Source organism: Microbacterium sp. CGR2 (assembly GCF_003626735.1).
Taxonomy (GTDB): domain Bacteria; phylum Actinomycetota; class Actinomycetes; order Actinomycetales; family Microbacteriaceae; genus Microbacterium.
Genome location: NZ_RBHX01000001.1, coordinates 1,695,944 through 1,713,229, shown reverse-complemented (window position 1 = coordinate 1,713,229; position 17,286 = coordinate 1,695,944). Strand labels below are relative to the sequence as shown.

The window sequence follows — 17,286 nt, the reverse complement described above, 5'->3', positions numbered from 1 at the left end:
CAATGGCTACAGACATCAAGACGCTGCTCGAGCAGTACGAGGACCAGTTCACGCTGGACAACCAGATCAAGCCCCAGCCGGGCGTCACCGAGGAAAAGGCGCAGGCCGCGATGGAGCTGCTCGATGCAGCCTCCACCAGCCGCGTCGCAGAGGCGCAGCTCGCCGAGCTGCTCACGTCGACCGACGTGGGCCACTCGATCGCGCACGTCCTCTCGGTCAACATGATCCCGCAGCTCCCCGACGCCCTCGAGGAGATCGGCGAGATCGCTGGCCAGCGCACCGTCAAGGACTTCCGCCCGGTCGTCCTGCGCGGTCTCATCTCGGGCGACGACCCCGAGGGTGAAGACGGCGGCGGGCTCGACGAGCACGGCGCTGCCGCGGTCGTCCCCGAGGGTACGCCGTACCCGCACGTCACGATCACGTCGGACGAAGAGAGCTACTACAGCCGCCTTCGCAAGCGCGGTTTCCGTGCGGACGTCACCTTCGAGGCCGTCATCAACGACGACCTGGGCGAGATCCAGGAACTGCCTGATCAGTTCCTGACCACGGTGAAGAAGACGCACATCGCCGAGGTCTTCGAGGCCCTCGAGTCCGCGTCTCTCGGTCTCACCGCCACCTCGCTGATCGACGGCACGCCGGTCGCAGCAAACGCTCCGGTCTCGGCTCACGCCCTGATCGCGGGTGCCGCGGAGATCGAAGCTCGCCTGGTCAACAAGAACCCGATTGGCGAGATCTCTCGCTACATCGTTCTGGTAGCGCCGGGCAAGAAGCGGTTCCTCGAGTACGACATCAATCAGCTCGGCCGCATCATCGCCGTGCAGAACGGCGCGCTCACGCTCGCCCCCGATGCCGATCTCAAGGCCCTCTTCCCGAACGTGACGATCAAGGAGCACCCGCGCCTCTCGGGCAACCAGTGGCGCATGTTCCCGGCCCCCGGCACGACCGCCCGTCCGGTCCTCGACCGTCTGAACCTCAAGGGGTACACGACTCCCGAGATCCGCGTGCGCTCCGACCAGGGCTACCTCCCCGGCGGTGGCAAGGTCGGCGTCTGGGAGGGTGGCTTCGACGGAGACACCTCCTCGTTCCGCCTGCGCCTCTTCACCGGTGCGGTTCTCTGGGACGACAAGTACGTCCTGAAGGTCAACCCGGCGTAACCCGCCTCGTAAGAAGAGCCGCCCTAGCCCCACCGCCGGAGCGGCTCTTCTAGAATAGGAGTCCAGCATGGCCAATCCCAAGCCGATCACCCTCACCGGCGACGTTCCCGCCAACCACGTCCTGAACGACCCGCAGCCCTTCGCGGTCGTGGCGCCGGGGTACGACGCCACCGAGACCCAGACGCTGCAGCACGTCAACGGCGTCGTCCAGTGGGTCACCGTGGTTCCACCCACGCCGTAAAACAAGCCCCTAATCCAGCCCGCTCCGGGTGATTCGCCCTCGGGGCGGGCTGGTCCAATCGAGGAGGACTCGTGAACCCAGGAATCGCTCCGCTCGATCCGAACACTGCGGTCGGCCAGCTCCGAGCCCTCGTCGGCGATACCCAGTTCGAGCCGCTCGCCCCGCCCGTCGATGGGCAGGGCGACTACTACGTTTGGTCAGACGCAGCCCTCGAGGCGGTCCTGATCCCCCAGGCGGGCAACGTGCTCCGCGCCGCAGGCCATCTCTATCTGCAGCTCGCCGCCGAGTACGCGCAGAGCCAGCGCTCAATCAAGACCGACGACCTGGCCATCAACACGATCGGACGCGGCGATACGCTTCTCAAGGTCGCGCAGTCGTTCTTCGACGAAGCCACGGCAGGCGAGAATGCCGCCGCCAGCGACTCCTTCCTGATCATCTCCCCCGGCGGCCGGCGAGGCCGCGGCCGTTGCGCCTGCCGCCCGGAAGGCACGCCCCGCCCGCTCGACTGCTTCCACAGCTGCTAGATTCCGGGAGAGTTGTCGCGGATCAACAACATGCCCATTGAGTTATTCCGTGGAAGCCGAGTACCACGCTCCGCACTGAGCGGCACAGCGACAGTCAGCTGTCTGGGCTTTCTGCGAAGGGGGAGCCAGACTGGGTGCATGGCACTCCTCGACCACCTGGGCATCACCGTTGACGACCTCGAGCGGGGACGGGCGCAGTTCCATCCCGTGCTCACGGCCCTCGGCTACGAGAGCGGCTACGAGAACGATCACTCGATCTCCTGGAACAACGGCGGCGAGACAGAGATGATCCTGTACTCGGCGCGCGAAGACGGCACAGCCCCGCACCACCATGGCCGCGTGAGGTGGCAGCATCTGGCGTTCGCGGCGGCCTCTCGCGACGAGGTCGATCGACTGCACGCCGTCGCGCTGGATGCCGGTTGGACCGCCGTCCGCCATCCCAAGCACTATCCCCGTTACACCGACCGCTACTACGCCTCGTTCGTCGAGGATGACGACGGCATCCGCATCGAGTTCATGTACAACCCGCCGCGCGAGGCATGACTGTCGGCACAGGCGACGGGCGTCGGAGTTCGCCGGGTCGAACGCCGTCCTGACGAGGACGAGAATAGAGGTGTGACTCTTTTCGCTCTGGCGCCCTCGCGAGGCCCCCGGTGGCCGCTGGCCATCCAGGCGGCGTTGGGGATCAGCGTTCCGATCGCGGTCATGACGATCGCGGGCGCCCCGGCTCTCGGGTATATCGCCGCGAGCGGCGCCTTCACGGTGCTCTTTCTCGGGTCGGCTCCCGTCATCGACCGCGTCCGCGTGCTGCCTCTGGTCGCCGCCGGCCTTGTGCTCAGCGCCACGCTCGGCGTGATCGCGGCAGGCAACGCCTGGTGGGTGGGCATCGGGGTGGTGATCGTGGCGGTCGGGTCCGCAGCGCTGGCATTCGGCTTCCGCCTCGGCCCTCCTGGGCCGTTGTTCTTCGTGCTGATCTTCGGGCTGTCGGGGCACGTGGTCGCCGCCTCCTCGGTTGATCCGCTGGTCTACATCGCCGCGCTCGCTGCGGGCTGCGGGTTCTCGCTGCTGGTCGCGATGACGCCGCTGCTTCTTCCGCGGGCGCGAGCGGTGCACCCACGCCCACTGAAGGAGATACTCCCCGGCCCGTCGCTGGACGCCGACTCACGCGTGCTGCTGTTGCGCGTTGCCGTCGTGGCTGTATCGGGGGTGCTCCTCGGTCTCGTGATCGATCCGACGCGGACCTATTGGATCGTCGGTTCGGCCGTCGCCGTGATCGGTGTCGCCGCGGCGCGGCGCGCGGCCTTCGAGCGAGGTCTGCACCGAATGCTGGGCACCGTCGTGGGCGTCGGCGTGTACGCATTGCTCGCACTGTTGCATCCGTCCGGTATCTGGCTCGCCGTGCTGCTCGGCGCCCTGCAGTTCACGATCGAGTTGGTCGTCGTGCGTCATTACGCGCTCGCCCTGGTGTTCATCACCCCGCTCGTCCTCCTGCTCACCGGCGCGGCGACCGGTTCTATCGGCTCGATGGACGTGGCGTGGGAACGCATCGTCGACACGCTCGTCGGCGCGATGCTGGGCGCGGCATCCGGGCTCCTGCATCCGCGGCGCGGGGCGAAACCTGCCTGAGCCGCGCCCCCCTCACCGCCAGTTCTCCGCCGGCTCTCCTCCACACCGGGCGCCGCAGCGAACTTCTCCCCATCTCGTGCCCGCGTTTGCGGATGCTTGGCAGGATGGAACTCACCGACGAGAATAGGAGCGTGCCCGCTTTGACCGAACCGCAGATCTGGACCACCATCTGGGCTTTCATCGCCCTGATGTTCGGCATGCTCACCGCCGTCTCGACACGGGTGATGCGCGCGGAGATCGGCGGTCTGCGAGGCGAACTGACTGCTCGCTTCGATGCCGTCGACACGCGCATCGACGGGCTCGACCGCGATGTGCAGGCCCTCGTGAAGCGCACCTTCGGTCTGGACCGGGAGTAGCGTCATGACGCGCCCCGCGGAGATCGACGCGTACCACGCCCGGCTCTCGCCCGAGGACCGCGAGATCTGCGACGCGCTCGCGGCGGAGATCGAACGCGCACTCCCGGAAGCGACGAGCAAGGTCTGGCACGCGCATCCGGTCTGGTTCCTCGACGGCAATCCGATCGTCGGCTACGACCGCCTGAAGGATGCCGTGCGGCTGATGTTCTGGAGTGGTCAGTCGTTCGACGCGGCGGGTCTCGCCCCGACGGGCACGTTCCAGGCAGCAGAGGCGCGCTTCCACGACGTCGCCGAGATCGACACCGAAGCCTTGTCCGAATGGCTGGCTGAGTCCCGCACGATCCAGTGGGACTACGAGCGCATCCGCACGAACCGCGGTCTGGTCAAGCGGACGGAATTCTGAGGTCGACGCCCCGGCCATGGCGATCCCCCAGCCAAGAGATCACCGCTCAGTGACCTGACCGGGAACACCGGGCAGGCGCCGACGGTTGCATCAACGGGCACGTGACGCGACCGAGGAGGTACCGATGGAGCTGACGCTCGTCTCTTCGTCCTTCTGTGGCGCCTGTTCGCGCACGCGCTCGGTGCTCGCCGACGCGGTGCGGTTTCTGCCGGACGCGACCGTGACCGAGATCGACATCGCTGCCGAGCCGGACGCCGCGGAAGACCTGGACATCCGCTTCACCCCCACCGTCATCATCCGTGACGATTCCGGCACCGAGGTGTTCCGCGCCGAGGGAGTCCCCACCGTGCCGCAAGTGCTGACGGCAGCCGTGCGCGCCCTTCCTCCTGACACAGCCACCCTTGCGGAGAGCACAGCGCCGAGCGCAGACTGAGCGTGCAGAAGCCCGGCCGAGCTCGTCCCTCACACCCTGGAGCCGTTCATGCCTGACCTCAACCCGTACCTCTCATTCCGCACCGACGCGCGACAGGCGCTGGAGTTCTACCAGAGCGTGCTCGGCGGTGAACTCGACATCAGCGTGTTCGGCGACTTCCCGGACATGGTGCAGGACCCGAGCCAGCAGGACCTCGTCATGCACGGCCAGCTGAACACCCCGGATGGTCTCGTGCTGATGGCGTCGGACACTCCCGACGGCATGACGTACGAGAAGCCTCAGGGCATCTCGGTCTCACTCAGCGGCAACACGCAGGAAGTCACGCAGCAGGTGTGGGACAAGCTGTCGGACGGCGCGACGATCACCATGCCGCTGGACGTCCCCCCGTGGGGTGGAACGTTCGGCATGCTGGTCGATCGTTTCGGGATCGCCTGGATGCTGCACGGCGACCCGGAGTGAGCTGAGCCGCGCGGCTCAGCGCAGCGCGTTCGCCTCGATGAAGGCACGGAGGGCGTGCTCGTCGTCCGCCATCTCGGTCACGTGTTGCGGGGCGTCGAGCATCTCGCGAAGTTCCGGCGAGTAGGCCAGCTCCACACCGATCGCCTCGCGGATCGTCTCCGCGAACTTCTCGGGCTTCGCCGTTTCGAGCACGAGCATCGGCACGCCCGGTTCGACGTACTCGCGGGCGACCTTGACGCCGTCCGCCGTGTGCGGGTCGATGATCTCCCCCGTCGTCTCGTACACGTCGCGGATGGTGGCGATCCGGTCTGCGTGGGTCGACGTGCCGCTCACGATGCCGAACTCCTCGACGAAACGCGACTGCTCGGACGCGAAGTCGAAGAAGCCCTGCTCGGCGAGGTCACGCCAGGCGGCGGTGACGCGCGTCGCGTCGCGACCCACGAGCTCGAAGATGAAGCGCTCGAGGTTCGAGGCCTTCGAGATATCCATCGACGGGCTGGACGTCGCCAGGGTCTGTGCGGCGCTGCGGGGACGGTAGATCCCGGTCCGGAAGAACTCGTCCAGCACGTTGTTCTCGTTCGCGGCGAGCACGAGCCGGCGGATCGGCAGCCCCATCTGCTTCGCGTAGAAACCGGAGAGGATGTTGCCGAAGTTGCCCGATGGCACGGTGAAGGAGAGTTCGGTCCAGCCACCGGCATCCGTTGCCCGAAGCCAGGCCCAGAAGTAATAGACCACCTGCGCCGTGATGCGCGCCAGGTTGATGGAGTTCACCGCGCCGAGGTTCTGCGCCCGCTTGAAGACCAGGTCACCGGCGAGGTGCTTGACGAGGTTCTGGCAGTCGTCGAAGACACCCTCGACGGCGATGTTGTGCACGTTCGCGTCGTCGAGAGAGAACATCTGCGCGCGCTGGAAGGGGCTCATCCGTCCCTGCGGCGAGAGCATGAAGACGGCGACGCGATCCTTGCCGCGGAGCGCATGCTCGGCAGCAGAGCCGGTGTCACCCGACGTCGCACCGAGGATGTTGAGCACGGCGTCCTTGCGCTCCAAGGTGTACTCGAGGGCCTGGCCGAGAAACTGCATCGCCATGTCCTTGAACGCCAGCGTCGGCCCTTCCGACAGACCCACCAGGGTGAGGTCGTCGTCGATCGGCCGCAGCGGCACGACACTCGCCGGGAAGTCCGCATAGGCGTCGGCCGTCATGCGAGCGAGGTCCTTGCGGGGGATGTCGGTAGCGAAGAGCCCCAGCACCTCGGTCGCGAGCTGCGGGTAGGTGAGCGCCCGCCAGCGTTCGAGCGTCTTCCCATCCACCGTCGGCAGGACTTCGGGGACCGCCAGCCCCCCATCGGGCGCGAGCCCCTCCAGCAGCGTCTCGCTGAACGACTGCGGCTGCATTCCGCCACGGGTGGAGATGAACGGCACGGTGGCTCCTCAGATCGGGACTCGGCACCTCATTCTCTCAGGCCGTGACGGCAGAGAAGGACGGCATGACGGATGCCGTCCTTCCCCGCGTCAGCGGGTCGGGCTGAGATGCTGCCACAGACCTGCCCATTGAGACGGAGTCAGGTCGCGCGGCAGCCGAGTGGTGGCTGCCCCGACGGCGGCCAGTGCGCGGCGCGCTCGCGGCCGTGGGACGCGCGATGCCGTCGCGGTGACGGCATCCAGCGTTCCCCCGCGAGCGGTGAACATCGCCCGGATGAAAGCCTCGTACGCGCCGCGGTCCGACGGTGAGACGAGCGGTGAGCCGCGCCGTGTGATCGACAGCAGACCACCGTCGACACTGGGCTGCGGGGAGAAACCCCACGCCGGAACACGCCCCTCCAGCCCGAACTCGAACCAGGGCGCTGACTGCGCGGTCATCATCGTGCCCCCGCCGACCCCCGCCCGTTTGCGGGCGACCTCCCACTGCGTCAGCAGGATCGCGTTCTGCCATCGCCGTGCGCTCAGAAGGCGGCGAAGGATGGGTGTGGTCAGGTGGAAGGGGATGTTGCCGACGACGACCTCCGCGGTGAGCGGAAAGCTCATCGCGTCGGCCGTCTCGACGCGCACACCGGGCAGAGCACTGCGCAGCCGCCGCACTCTGTGTTCGTCGACGTCGATCGCGGTGAGGGGCCGGCCGAGGCCGGCAAGGGGGCGTGTGAGTGCGCCGTCGCCGGATCCGAGTTCGAGGATCGGTCCCGATGTCTGCCGGACGAGTGTCGCGATCCGGTCCCGCGTCGGGGTGTGAGTGAGAAAGTTCTGGCCGAGTTCGTGACGGCCGCCATGGGTTGAACGAGGCATGAGTGCGCTCCAGAGAAAGATTCGGAGCACCTCGGAGGGAGGGAGGAGGACGCGAAGATGCGTCAGTTCGGACTGCCCGTCCCGAGGTGCGATGACATCTCGGTGGACGGCGCGCAGATGCGTGCGAGAAGCGAGCGCGCCGTCAGGCGCGGCGGTCGCGGAACACGAGGGTGCGCCCCATCACGGGCGCGGCGCATATTGTTCCCATGGGCAACATGCTAGCGAACGCGCTCAGATCCAGCCACGTTCCTCGGCGATCAGCACGGCCTGCTGCCGCGTGCCGACCGACAGTTTGCCCAGGATCACCGAGATGTGATTGCGGACCGTCCCTGGCGCGAGCGACAGGGTGCGCGCGATCTGTCCCGTCGTCTGCCCCCGACGTCCGGCGCGGAGCACATCGAGTTCACGATCGGTGAGGGGTGAGCGCTCGTCGCTCAGGGCATCCGCCGCGATCTCCGGGTCGACGTAGCGCGCTCCCGCAGCGACCCGGCGGATGACTTCCGCGACCTCACCGGCACCGCGAGATTTCGGCAGGAACCCTGCGACCCCGGACGCGAGTGCTCGACGCAGCACGCCGGGGCGAGCATGGCGGGTGACCACCACGCAGCGGGTGACGATCGCCCGGTTCAGACGCTCGGCCACCTCGACCCCGTCGAGACCGGGCATCTCGAGGTCGAGAAGGCACACGTCCGGCTGCAGTCGCAGAGCTTCGGCCAGGGCCTGCTCGCCGTCCGCGCACTCGGCCACCACATCGATGTCCTCTTCGAGTCGCAACAGAGCGGCGAGCGCGGAGCGGATCATCCCCTCATCGTCGGCCAGCAGCACACGGATCATCGGCTCGTCTCCCCCACCGGCACGGTCACGAACACGGCGAACTCGTCTTTCTGAGCCCGCACTTCGAGTGTGCCATGCGCGTCGTCGATGCGCCGTCGCATGCCGTCCAGCCCCGACCCGTCGGGGGCGACCTCCGCGCCCGGCGGCACATCGTTCGTGATCTCGTAGCGCCACGCATCCGCTGTTCTGGTGAGAGACAGGCGGGCGTGGCGTCCGCCGCCGTGCCGCAGCACATTCGTCGTCGTCTCCCGGATCACCGGCCCCAGGGCCGATCCCGGCGCCGCCGCGGCATCTGCGTCGATGAGCGCGTCGACCTCGAGACCGGCGGCGCGGAGAAGATCGCGGGCATTGGCGAGCTCGTCGCTCAGCGGCACGGACCTGAACTGCAGGGCGAGGTCGCGGGTGCCCTGACGCGCCTCGTCGACGCTCACGCGCGCTGCGCGAAGCTGTTCCATACCGGCATCGGGATCGGCGGGGAGCAGGCGATCCGCCAACTCGAGCTGGAGGGCGATGACCTGCAGGTGGTGGCCCTGCAGGTCATGCACGTCGGTGGCGACGCGCAGCCGCTCCTGCGTCGCTGCGAGTCGACTCTCAGACGCTCTGGCCCGGTCGAGGGTGATCAGCACATCCCACCACCACAGGGAGGTCACGGTCATCCCCGGCAGCAGCGCGGTGTAGATCACCGGGAGGAAGGTGGGGACGACGGCGTCGACGGCCTGCGTGGCGGAGTCGACGAACCCCAGGATCACCAGGACGAGGGTCGCCGCGATGACCACGCGGTAACGAACTCCGCGTGGCCAGTTCAACAGCACGACGGACTGCATGAGCGGCATGGCCGCCAGTTGCCAACTGCCGCCGACAAGTCCGGCGGTGACACCGAAGGCGACGGCGACGAGCAGCGGGACAGCCAACCGGTTCCAGGGGACACCCGGTCCGGCGTCGACGCGGTGGCGATAGTCGAACAGCAGCAGAAGAGTCGATGCACACCACAGCAATCCACCGATGCCCACGACGGCGATGACGGCGCCGCGCGTGTCGGTGGCCGCGACGATGCCCGTCCACACACCGACGAGAACCAGTTGGAGGAAGACGACCGCAGTGACCGTGTACCACCAGGTGGCGGTGACGCCGCGTGCGAGATGCTGCGCTCCGGGGCTCGGTTCGGCGGAGGCGACATGCGGTGCGGAGCTGCTCACGACCACCACCATACGGGCGTGACAGTTGTCATGGAGTCAGAGGGCGATACACCCGGATAACGGTGACGGTCCGGCACTGTCGCTCGCGACGGACGAGCGATGGAATGTACTCATGAACCTCATCGAAACCTTCCAGAACTGGGTCGCCCAGGTCCCCGACCTCGTGCAGCCGCTCATCGTCGCTCTCGCCGGTGCCGTCCCCTTCATCGAAGGAGAGGGTGCAGCCACGATCGGCATCATCGGCGGCATCCCACCGGTGATCGCCGCCATCGCCGCCATCATCGGAAACTTCGTATGCGTCGCGGTGCTGGTGCTCGCCAGCTCTGGTGCGCGAAAAGCCATCGTGACCCGTACGCGGGCCAACGAGCCGGTACTCGCCGGTGGCGGAACGACGACACAGCCGGTGGATGCCGCTGACATCGAGAATGACCGCAAAGCCGCCCGCCGCGGGAAGTTCCAGCGGGCCTTCGAGCGTTACGGAGTTCCCGGCGTCAGCCTTCTCGGTCCGCTCCTGCTGCCGACGCAGTTCACGGCCACCATGCTGGCCGCAGCCGGGGTCGGCAAGGCCCGCATCCTGTTCTGGCAGGGACTCGCGATCATCGCATGGACCACTGTCTTCACTGTGATCATCACGACGGCGGTCAACGCCGTCGCCTGAGTCCGGTCGGACCTTCGAGGGAGGCGTTCAGGGATTCATGAATTCACGCTCTTCTGTATTATGAATGTCATGAGCTCCAGAACAGCCTCCCTCACCCATGTCGCGGCGGTGGCCCGCCTGGGGCACGCACTTTCCGATCCGACGCGGGCGGGCATCCTCCTCGCCCTCCGTGAATCCGCCCAGTACCCCGCGGAACTCGCTGAAGCCCTGGATGTCTCACGCCAGGCGATGTCGAACCATCTGGCGTGCCTCCGCGGGTGCGGCCTCGTCGAGAGCACCCCGGAAGGGCGCCGCAGCAGCTACCGCCTGGCGGATCCTCACATCGCTCCGACTCTCGACGAACTCATGCGGGTCACGCTGGTCGTCGAACCGGACTGCTGCAGCGGCGAAGGGTGCACCTGCTGATGGCGATCACCGGAACGTCCCAGCGACGCGAGACCCTGCACCGCCGCATCCGCCTCATCGTCGCGCTCACGATCGGCTACAACCTGATCGAGGCTGTCGTCGCGATCACCGCGGGGGCTCTGGCGTCGTCGGCGGCGTTGATCGGATTCGGCCTCGATTCGACGATCGAAGTGCTCTCTGCGGCGGCCGTCGCGTGGCAGTTCACCCGCCGCGATCCCGAACGCTGGGAGAAGCCGACGCTGCGGGTGATCGCTGTCGCCTTCTTCGCCCTCGCGATCTACGTGGCCGCATCCTCGATCTTGGCGCTCGTGTCGGCCGAGCGGCCCGACCACAGCACGATCGGCATCGTTCTCACCGCGGTCAGCGTCGTGGTCATGCCCTTCCTCTCCTTCGCGGAGCGACGAGCCGGCCACGAGATCGGGTCCGCCACCGCCGTGGCGGACTCGAAGCAGACGCTCATCTGCACCTACCTCTCGGCCGCGGTCCTGGTCGGGCTCCTCGCCAACTCGCTGTTCGGGTGGTGGTGGGCGGATGCCGTCGCAGGACTCGTGATCAGCGCCTTCGCCGTGCGCGAGGGCATCGAAGCGTGGAAGGGCGACGCCTGCGCCACCTCTGTGGGGATGATCCTCGAAGACGAACACGACCAGTCGCACGACTGAAATCGTGAGACACGGGTATCGGCGCCCGCTGTTGCCCACATCGGCGCTCGTCTCCCCTCACGTCGACGCGATTTCCTGCGCAGCCGCGAGGCTGAGCCGGTCTCCAGCGCGATCGCTCACTCCGTGGTCGTCGAGACATTCACGACGCGCGATCCTCGCCTCATAGACGATGCGATGCTGGTGCGCAGCGACAACGGCATCGTGCACGTCTACCGGTTCCGCGACGGCGTGTTCCCCTGGAATGAGACACCTGAGACGCTGATCGCTAGCGCACGCAAGGCGAAGAGACATATAACGCACACAAGATCGTGAGCACCGCCTGCCCGTAGGTTGGATCAATGGATGCTCCCGCCACGAAGCCGCAAGACCTCGACGGCCGGACGATCCTGATCACCGGAGCAAACACGGGCATCGGCTACTGGTGCGCCGAATCACTGGCCGCACGCGGAGCGCGAGTTCTCCTCGGATGTCGTTCGGCCGAACGGGCAGCCACGGCGGTCGACGCGATCCGGCTACACGTGCCCGACGCGGACCTTGGGGTCGTCGGCCTCGACCTGGGTTCGCTCGACAGCGTGAGACGAGCAGCCGCAGAGATCGGCGAACGCCTCGACGCCGTCATCTGCAACGCCGGTGTGAAGTCGGCACGGCGCGACGCGAAGACCAGCGACGGTCTCGACCTGATGATGGGGACGAACTTCCTCGGCCACTTCGCGCTCGTCGCCCGGCTCGAGCCTCTTCTCGCCGATGACGCTCGCGTGGTGGCAGTCGGCTCACTCGCGCACCGATTCGCCCGCATCGACCCCGGCGAGCTGTCCCGGCCATGGAAAGGGAGCTCGCTCCGGCGGTACGGCCGATCCAAAGCCGCACTCATGGCCTTCGTGTTCGAGCTGGACCGACGGTGGTCGGGGACAGGACGGTCGGCGGTCTGCGCACACCCGGGATACGCGGTCGACCCGCTGACGGCACCACGTCCCGGGAGCGTCGAGGTGTCCGCCGCGCTCCGTCGACTGGCCGCGCTGAGTCGCCCTTTCGTGCAGGGAAAGGATGACGGTGCCGCGCCCGTGATCCACGCCGCCACCGCTGCCGGCGTGCAGAGCGGCGACTACTGGGGTCCGAGCGGGAAGCTGGAGTTCCGCGGCACTCCGGCCCGTGTCGCGGTCTCCGCTGAGGTCCGCTCGGCGGACACCGGCGCCGCGTTGTGGCCGGCGGCGGAACAGCTCACCGGCGTGCGCTTCCCACTTGACGGGATGTCCGACGCCCCGACGACACTGGGTTCATGATCACTCTGCTGTCGGCTCCGAGCAACCTCGGCCTCCGGCCGCCGCAGCGAGGGAGCGTGCCCGGCACGGCGAAGGCCCCCGAATCACTCCGCGAAGCCGGGCTCCATGCCCGCTTCGCCGCGAAAGGCGCAGCAGACGGGGGCGTCGTCCTCCCCGGCCGGTACATCGACGACGATGAGGCGCGACTGCCGGGGCGGGTGCGCAATGAAGCAGCGCTCGTCGAGCACGCGCGGCGTCTCGCAACACGCATCGGCGAGGTACTGGATGCCGGGAATGCCCCTCTGGTGATCGGCGGCGACTGCTCGATTCTCCTCGGTGCCGGCGTCGCGTCCGCCAGACGGGGGCGCATCGGTCTGGTTCATGTCGACGGGCACACCGATTTCCGGCATCCGGGCAACAGCGACGACTGCGCGAGTGTCGCCGGGGAAGACCTCGCCGCTTCAGTCGGAATGCACTGGCCCGCGATCACCGACATCGACGGACTCGCGCCCTACTTCTCCCCCGCGCGCACAGCGCACATCGGTCATCGCCCTGACGACGCGGAACAGGACGAAGCGCGCGCACTGCTCGGTCGCGTGACGTCGGCGGCCGAGGTCGTCGCGAGAGGTGCCGCCGCTGTCGCCGCCGCATCGGCCGAGGTCGCGGGCCCAGACGGTTACTGGCTTCAGGTCGACGTCGACGTGCTCGACCCGTCTGTCATGCCGGCCGTCGACAGCCCCGACCCCGGCGGGATCACCGCAGCCGAACTCACCGATCTGCTGCGGGTACTCGCGCCCCGGGCGGTCGGAGCGAGCGTGACCGTGTTCGATCCCGACCTCGACCCCGATGGTCGATACGCCCGCCTGTTGGTGGACGTTCTCGACGACGGCCTCAGCACGCTGGGCACAGCGCTGGTGCGCTGAATCCCACCACAGGCGTCAGCGTGACGCCCTCGGTCAGGAGAGTTCCCGCTCCGGCACCGCGTCGTCCGACTCGACCGTGGCTGTCCCGCGGTCGACCCGCGTCTTGATGAGGCTGGCCACCGTCGCGACGGCGATCGTCGCCCCGATGAACAGCAGGGAGAACCAGATGGGGATCTCGGGCGCCCACTCGACGGCCTGACCGCCGTTCACGAACGGAAGCTCGTTCACGTGCAGCGCGTGCAGCACGAGCTTGACACCGATGAACGCGAGGATGACGGCGAGCCCCTGCGCGAGGTAGACGAGGCGCTCGAGCAGCCCGCCGATCAGGAAGTACAGCTGACGGAGCCCCATCAGAGCGAAGGCGTTCGCCGTGAAGACGATGTACGCCTCATTGGTGAGTCCGTAGATGGCCGGGATCGAGTCGACGGCGAAGATGAGATCGACGAACCCGATCGTCACGATCGTGAGCAGCATCGGCGTGACGAACCGCGTGCCGTCCTTGACGACCGTGAGCTTGGCCTCGTGGAACTCGTTCGTGACGGGAAGATGCCGACGGACGAAGGTCATGAACCGCCCGTTGGCCGGGTCGCTCTCGTGGCTGCCCGTCGCTTGACGGTAGGCGAGGAACAGCAGCAGCGCCCCGAACAGGTAGAAGATCCAGGAGAAGTTCTCGATCAGGGTGGCGCCGACCGCGATGAACGCACCACGCAGGATCAAGGCGATCACGATGCCGATCATCAGCACCCGCTGCTGGTAGATCTTCGGCACCGCGAAGCCGGTCATCACGATGAGGAAGACGAACAGGTTGTCGATCGACAGTGCCTTCTCGGTGAGGTACCCGGCGAAGTACTCGCCGCCGAACGTCCAACCGGAGACCACGCCGATGCCGACACCGAACAGCAGCGCGAGGCCGATGTAGAACGCCGACCATCGTGCGGATTCGCCGATCGACGGTTCGTGTGGCGTGCGCACGTGCGCGAAGAACTCGTAGACGAAGAAGGCGATCGTGACCGCGATCGTGATGACCCAGATCAGTGGGGTGATTTCCAACAGAGACTCCCGACTCGGGGTGCCGAAGCACCGCCAAAGTCTTCTCCATTCCTGAGATCAGGAACCGGTGGCCCGGGATGCGACGTGCATCCGTAATGACGACCCGACCGTATCGGAGTACTCCCCTTGGGACTTCCAGGTTAGAAGGCGGCGTCCGTCCGTTCCTGAACATCCGCCGACAACCCCGGCACAGGTCAGACCAGCTCGCTCACCAGGTGCTCGATTCGGCGGCGGATGTCGTCGCGGATGGGACGGACCGACTCGATGCCCTGACCTGCGGGGTCGTCGAGCTTCCAGTCCTCGTACCGCTTGCCGGGGAAGAACGGGCAGGCGTCGCCGCAGCCCATCGTGATCACGACGTCGGATGCCTGCACCGCTTCGGTCGTGAGCACCTTCGGCTGCTCGGCGGTGATGTCGATGCCGAGCTCGGCCATCGCGTCGACGGCGATCGGGTTGATCTGATCGGCGGGCATGGATCCGGCGGAGCGCACCTCCACGCGGTCGCCGGCGATGTCACGGAGGAACCCCGCGGCCATCTGCGAGCGACCGGCGTTGTGCACGCAGACGAAGAGGACGGACGGCTTGGATGCTGTGTCGGTCATGCTGACTCCTGGGAGTGAAGGGGTGATCAAGAGAGAAGGTCGTCGAGAAGGATGCGCACCCGGTCCGCGATGTCGTCGCGGATGGCTTCCACGCCTTCCCGCGATGCGAGCGCGGGGTCTCCCACCGCCCAGTCGTCGTAGCGGATGCCGGGGATGATCGGGCAGACATCACCGCAGCCCATCGTGACGACGACATCGGCTGCGCGGACGGCGTCGTCGGTGAGCGGTTTGGGGAAGCGCTCGTCCGCGACATCGCCCTCGATCTCCGCGAGGAGCGAACGGACATGGGGGTGGATGACATCGGCGGGACTGGAGCCTGCCGAACGAGCGACCACTCTGCCCTGCGCGAGCTGGTTGACGAGCGCGGCCGCCAGTTGCGAACGACCGGCGTTGGCGACGCAGACGAAAAGAACCTGCGGGAGGCCCGCGCGGCGATCGCGGGTGAGATCGCTCAGACGCTGCCGGGCGAAGCGCTCGGTGAGCGGGACCAGAGCCGACGAAACGCGGGCGGTGCGCGCGAGCGAAGTGTACGACTCGCGCACCACCGACAAGACCGTGCCGGCGTCGAGCTCCGTCACTTCCTCCGCCAGCTCTTCGGCGAGACGCGTCACGCGGGCGTCGAAGTCCGGCCGGCGGTCCTCCACGTCTGCTTCGATACTCCACGGCGCGTCCACCGTGGCCGGCGCGAACGAATCCAGGAGTGCGGTCACGGCGCTGCGGCGACGGGGGTTGATCCGATACCAGACCCACGTGCCCCGACGCTCCGAGACGAGGACATCGACGTCCTTGAGCACCTTGAGGTGGTGAGACACCGTGGGCTGCGACACCTCGGCGAGTTCCGCGAGGTCGCAGACGCACGATTCCCCGCGGGGATCGGACGCGATGGCCGACAGCATCCGCAGACGCAGAGGGTCGGACAGCGCCTTCAGCGTCGTCGCCACCGAAACCGCTGCCGCCTGCCCGATGGCATGGGTGGCGACGGGGCTGCAGGTCTCGCCGGACGTCACGGTGACGGTCATGACGGCATCCTCTCCGCGGTGTACGGATCAGTGTGGAACCAGTGACGGGCCGCCCACAGCGAGACGTAGACGAGCCCGACGAGAACGGGCACCTCGATGAGCGGCCCGACGACGCCGGCCAGGGCCTGTCCGGAGGTCGCCCCGAAGGTGCCGATCGCGACGGCTATGGCCAGCTCGAAGTTGTTGCCGGCCGCCGTGAACGCCAGGGTCGACGAGCGGGCGTAACCGAGACCGAGCGCCTTGCCGGTGAGCAGCCCGGCGAACCACATGACCGCGAAGTAGACCAGGAGCGGCACGGCGATGCGCGCGACGTCCCATGGGTGCGATGTGACCTGCTCGCCCTGCAGGGCGAAGAGCAGCACGATGGTGAACAGCAACCCGTACAGCGCCCACGGACCGATGCGCGGCAGGAACTGCTCCTCGTACCATTCGCGTCCCTTGCGCCGCTCTCCGAGGAATCGCGACGCGAAGCCTGCGGCCAACGGAATGCCGAGGAAGATCAGCACGTTCAGTGCGATCTCGCCCACGGAAATCTCCAGGCCAGCGGTGTCGAGCCCCAGCCACCCGGGCAGAACGGTGAGGTAGAACCAGCCGAGGAGCGCGAAGGCGACGACCTGGAAGACGGAGTTGATCGCCACGAGGACCGCGGCCGCCTCACGGTCACCGCAGGCGAGGTCGTTCCAGATGACGACCATGGCGATGCACCGCGCGAGGCCGACGATGATCAGCCCCGTGCGGTACTCCGGCAGGTCGGGAAGGAACATCCACGCGAGGGCGAACATCAGCGCCGGGCCGGCGACCCAGTTCAGCAGCAGAGAGGAGACCAGGAGCTTCTTGTCCCCGGTGACGGCTGCGACCTTGTCGTAGCGGACCTTCGCCAGCACCGGATACATCATCACGAGCAGGCCGAGCGCGATCGGGATGGAGATGCCCCTGACCTCGAAATCGGCGAGGACTTCGGATACACCGGGGAGGAAGCGGCCCAGGAGGACACCGCCGATCATGGCGAGGCCGATCCACAACGGGAGCCAGCGGTCGAGCGCGGAGAGTCGACGTGTCGTCGCGACCGGAGTCGGCGCGGTGGCAGTACTCACGGAACGTCTCGCTGTATCGACATGCATCTATATTGACACTCATCGATGCGGTCCACAACCCGCGGCGAAGCGAATTGCCCTGCACTCCTCAGTTTGCGATTGAGAATCATTATC

General features: G+C 67.4%; 22 protein-coding genes. 14 read left to right on the top strand and 8 right to left on the bottom strand.

Going from position 1 to position 17,286, the window contains the following annotated elements; genetic code table 11:
- The first annotated feature begins 2 nt into the window (after nucleotides 1-2).
- The 9 genes from D7252_RS08575 (at nucleotide 3) to D7252_RS08540 (ending at nucleotide 5,196) form a co-directional block, all read left to right on the top strand.
- The gene (locus tag D7252_RS08575; protein ID WP_120775003.1) at nucleotides 3-1,154 is read left to right on the top strand and encodes a hypothetical protein; all 1,152 of its coding nucleotides are present in this window, start codon (nucleotides 3-5) and stop codon (nucleotides 1,152-1,154) included.
- Between the two features lie 67 nt (nucleotides 1,155-1,221).
- A complete protein-coding gene (locus tag D7252_RS19990) occupies nucleotides 1,222-1,395 on the top strand; it encodes a hypothetical protein (protein WP_183055232.1) in 174 nt (57 codons plus the stop codon).
- 71 nt (nucleotides 1,396-1,466) lie between these two features.
- Nucleotides 1,467-1,919 carry a hypothetical protein gene (locus D7252_RS08570; RefSeq protein WP_120775002.1) on the top strand — a complete coding sequence of 151 codons (453 nt, stop codon included), beginning with the start codon at nucleotides 1,467-1,469 and terminating at the stop codon, nucleotides 1,917-1,919.
- Between the two features lie 138 nt (nucleotides 1,920-2,057).
- Nucleotides 2,058-2,462, top strand: a complete 405-nt coding sequence (locus tag D7252_RS08565) for a VOC family protein (protein ID WP_120775001.1) — start codon at nucleotides 2,058-2,060, stop codon at nucleotides 2,460-2,462.
- Between the two features lie 72 nt (nucleotides 2,463-2,534).
- Nucleotides 2,535-3,545, top strand: coding sequence for an FUSC family protein (locus D7252_RS08560; protein ID WP_120775000.1), 1,011 nt, complete (start codon nucleotides 2,535-2,537; stop codon nucleotides 3,543-3,545).
- 131 nt (nucleotides 3,546-3,676) lie between these two features.
- Nucleotides 3,677-3,901, top strand: coding sequence for a hypothetical protein (locus D7252_RS08555; protein WP_120776877.1), 225 nt, complete (start codon nucleotides 3,677-3,679; stop codon nucleotides 3,899-3,901).
- A gap of 4 nt (nucleotides 3,902-3,905) precedes the next feature.
- Nucleotides 3,906-4,304: a DUF1801 domain-containing protein gene (locus D7252_RS08550; RefSeq protein WP_120774999.1), complete on the top strand. Its 399-nt coding sequence runs from the start codon at nucleotides 3,906-3,908 to the stop codon at nucleotides 4,302-4,304.
- A gap of 124 nt (nucleotides 4,305-4,428) precedes the next feature.
- Entirely contained in the window at nucleotides 4,429-4,737 is a 309-nt protein-coding gene (locus D7252_RS08545; RefSeq protein ID WP_120774998.1) for a thioredoxin family protein, read from the top strand.
- 48 nt (nucleotides 4,738-4,785) lie between these two features.
- Entirely contained in the window at nucleotides 4,786-5,196 is a 411-nt protein-coding gene (locus D7252_RS08540; RefSeq protein WP_120774997.1) for a VOC family protein, read from the top strand.
- 15 nt (nucleotides 5,197-5,211) lie between these two features.
- On the opposite strand, the gene thrC is transcribed toward D7252_RS08540, so the two are convergent.
- The 4 genes from thrC to D7252_RS08520 all read right to left on the bottom strand — a co-directional run bounded on the left by thrC (nucleotide 5,212) and on the right by D7252_RS08520 (nucleotide 9,503).
- The gene (thrC, locus tag D7252_RS08535) at nucleotides 5,212-6,615 is read right to left on the bottom strand and encodes a threonine synthase (RefSeq protein ID WP_120774996.1); all 1,404 of its coding nucleotides are present in this window, start codon (nucleotides 6,613-6,615) and stop codon (nucleotides 5,212-5,214) included.
- 90 nt (nucleotides 6,616-6,705) lie between these two features.
- The gene (erm, locus tag D7252_RS08530) at nucleotides 6,706-7,473 is read right to left on the bottom strand and encodes a 23S ribosomal RNA methyltransferase Erm (protein WP_120774995.1); all 768 of its coding nucleotides are present in this window, start codon (nucleotides 7,471-7,473) and stop codon (nucleotides 6,706-6,708) included.
- A 231-nt stretch (nucleotides 7,474-7,704) separates the two neighbouring features.
- Nucleotides 7,705-8,307: a response regulator transcription factor gene (locus D7252_RS08525; protein WP_120774994.1), complete on the bottom strand. Its 603-nt coding sequence runs from the start codon at nucleotides 8,305-8,307 to the stop codon at nucleotides 7,705-7,707.
- Entirely contained in the window at nucleotides 8,304-9,503 is a 1,200-nt protein-coding gene (locus D7252_RS08520; protein WP_259461072.1) for a sensor histidine kinase, read from the bottom strand. Before D7252_RS08520 ends, D7252_RS08525 begins: the two co-directional genes overlap by 4 nt.
- Nucleotides 9,504-9,615: 112 nt before the next feature.
- Between D7252_RS08520 and D7252_RS08515 the strand changes: the two genes are divergently transcribed.
- The 5 genes from D7252_RS08515 to D7252_RS08495 all read left to right on the top strand — a co-directional run bounded on the left by D7252_RS08515 (nucleotide 9,616) and on the right by D7252_RS08495 (nucleotide 13,407).
- Nucleotides 9,616-10,161, top strand: a complete 546-nt coding sequence (locus D7252_RS08515; protein WP_120774992.1) for a small multidrug efflux protein — start codon at nucleotides 9,616-9,618, stop codon at nucleotides 10,159-10,161.
- A gap of 69 nt (nucleotides 10,162-10,230) precedes the next feature.
- The gene (locus D7252_RS08510) at nucleotides 10,231-10,566 is read left to right on the top strand and encodes a helix-turn-helix transcriptional regulator (protein ID WP_120776875.1); all 336 of its coding nucleotides are present in this window, start codon (nucleotides 10,231-10,233) and stop codon (nucleotides 10,564-10,566) included.
- The gene (locus D7252_RS08505) at nucleotides 10,566-11,225 is read left to right on the top strand and encodes a cation transporter (RefSeq protein ID WP_120776876.1); all 660 of its coding nucleotides are present in this window, start codon (nucleotides 10,566-10,568) and stop codon (nucleotides 11,223-11,225) included. The genes D7252_RS08510 and D7252_RS08505 overlap by 1 nt, the downstream gene beginning before the upstream one ends.
- Nucleotides 11,226-11,563: 338 nt before the next feature.
- On the top strand, nucleotides 11,564-12,505 hold the full coding sequence (locus D7252_RS08500) for an SDR family NAD(P)-dependent oxidoreductase (protein WP_120774991.1): 942 nt from the start codon (nucleotides 11,564-11,566) through the stop codon (nucleotides 12,503-12,505).
- Nucleotides 12,502-13,407 (top strand): arginase family protein, encoded by a 906-nt coding sequence (locus D7252_RS08495; RefSeq protein WP_120774990.1) that lies wholly within the window; start codon nucleotides 12,502-12,504, stop codon nucleotides 13,405-13,407. The genes D7252_RS08500 and D7252_RS08495 overlap by 4 nt, the downstream gene beginning before the upstream one ends.
- A 33-nt stretch (nucleotides 13,408-13,440) precedes the next feature.
- Here the strand turns inward: D7252_RS08495 and D7252_RS08490 are convergent, their stop codons facing one another.
- The 4 genes from D7252_RS08490 to arsB all read right to left on the bottom strand — a co-directional run bounded on the left by D7252_RS08490 (nucleotide 13,441) and on the right by arsB (nucleotide 17,199).
- Nucleotides 13,441-14,457 (bottom strand): TerC family protein, encoded by a 1,017-nt coding sequence (locus D7252_RS08490; protein WP_120774989.1) that lies wholly within the window; start codon nucleotides 14,455-14,457, stop codon nucleotides 13,441-13,443.
- A gap of 194 nt (nucleotides 14,458-14,651) precedes the next feature.
- On the bottom strand, nucleotides 14,652-15,059 hold the full coding sequence (locus D7252_RS08485; protein ID WP_120774988.1) for an arsenate reductase ArsC: 408 nt from the start codon (nucleotides 15,057-15,059) through the stop codon (nucleotides 14,652-14,654).
- Between the two features lie 26 nt (nucleotides 15,060-15,085).
- Nucleotides 15,086-16,078, bottom strand: coding sequence for a metalloregulator ArsR/SmtB family transcription factor (locus D7252_RS08480; protein WP_120774987.1), 993 nt, complete (start codon nucleotides 16,076-16,078; stop codon nucleotides 15,086-15,088).
- Nucleotides 16,075-17,199 (bottom strand): ACR3 family arsenite efflux transporter, encoded by a 1,125-nt coding sequence (gene arsB / locus D7252_RS08475; RefSeq protein ID WP_120774986.1) that lies wholly within the window; start codon nucleotides 17,197-17,199, stop codon nucleotides 16,075-16,077. The genes D7252_RS08480 and arsB overlap by 4 nt, the downstream gene beginning before the upstream one ends.
- Nucleotides 17,200-17,286 lie beyond the last annotated feature (87 nt).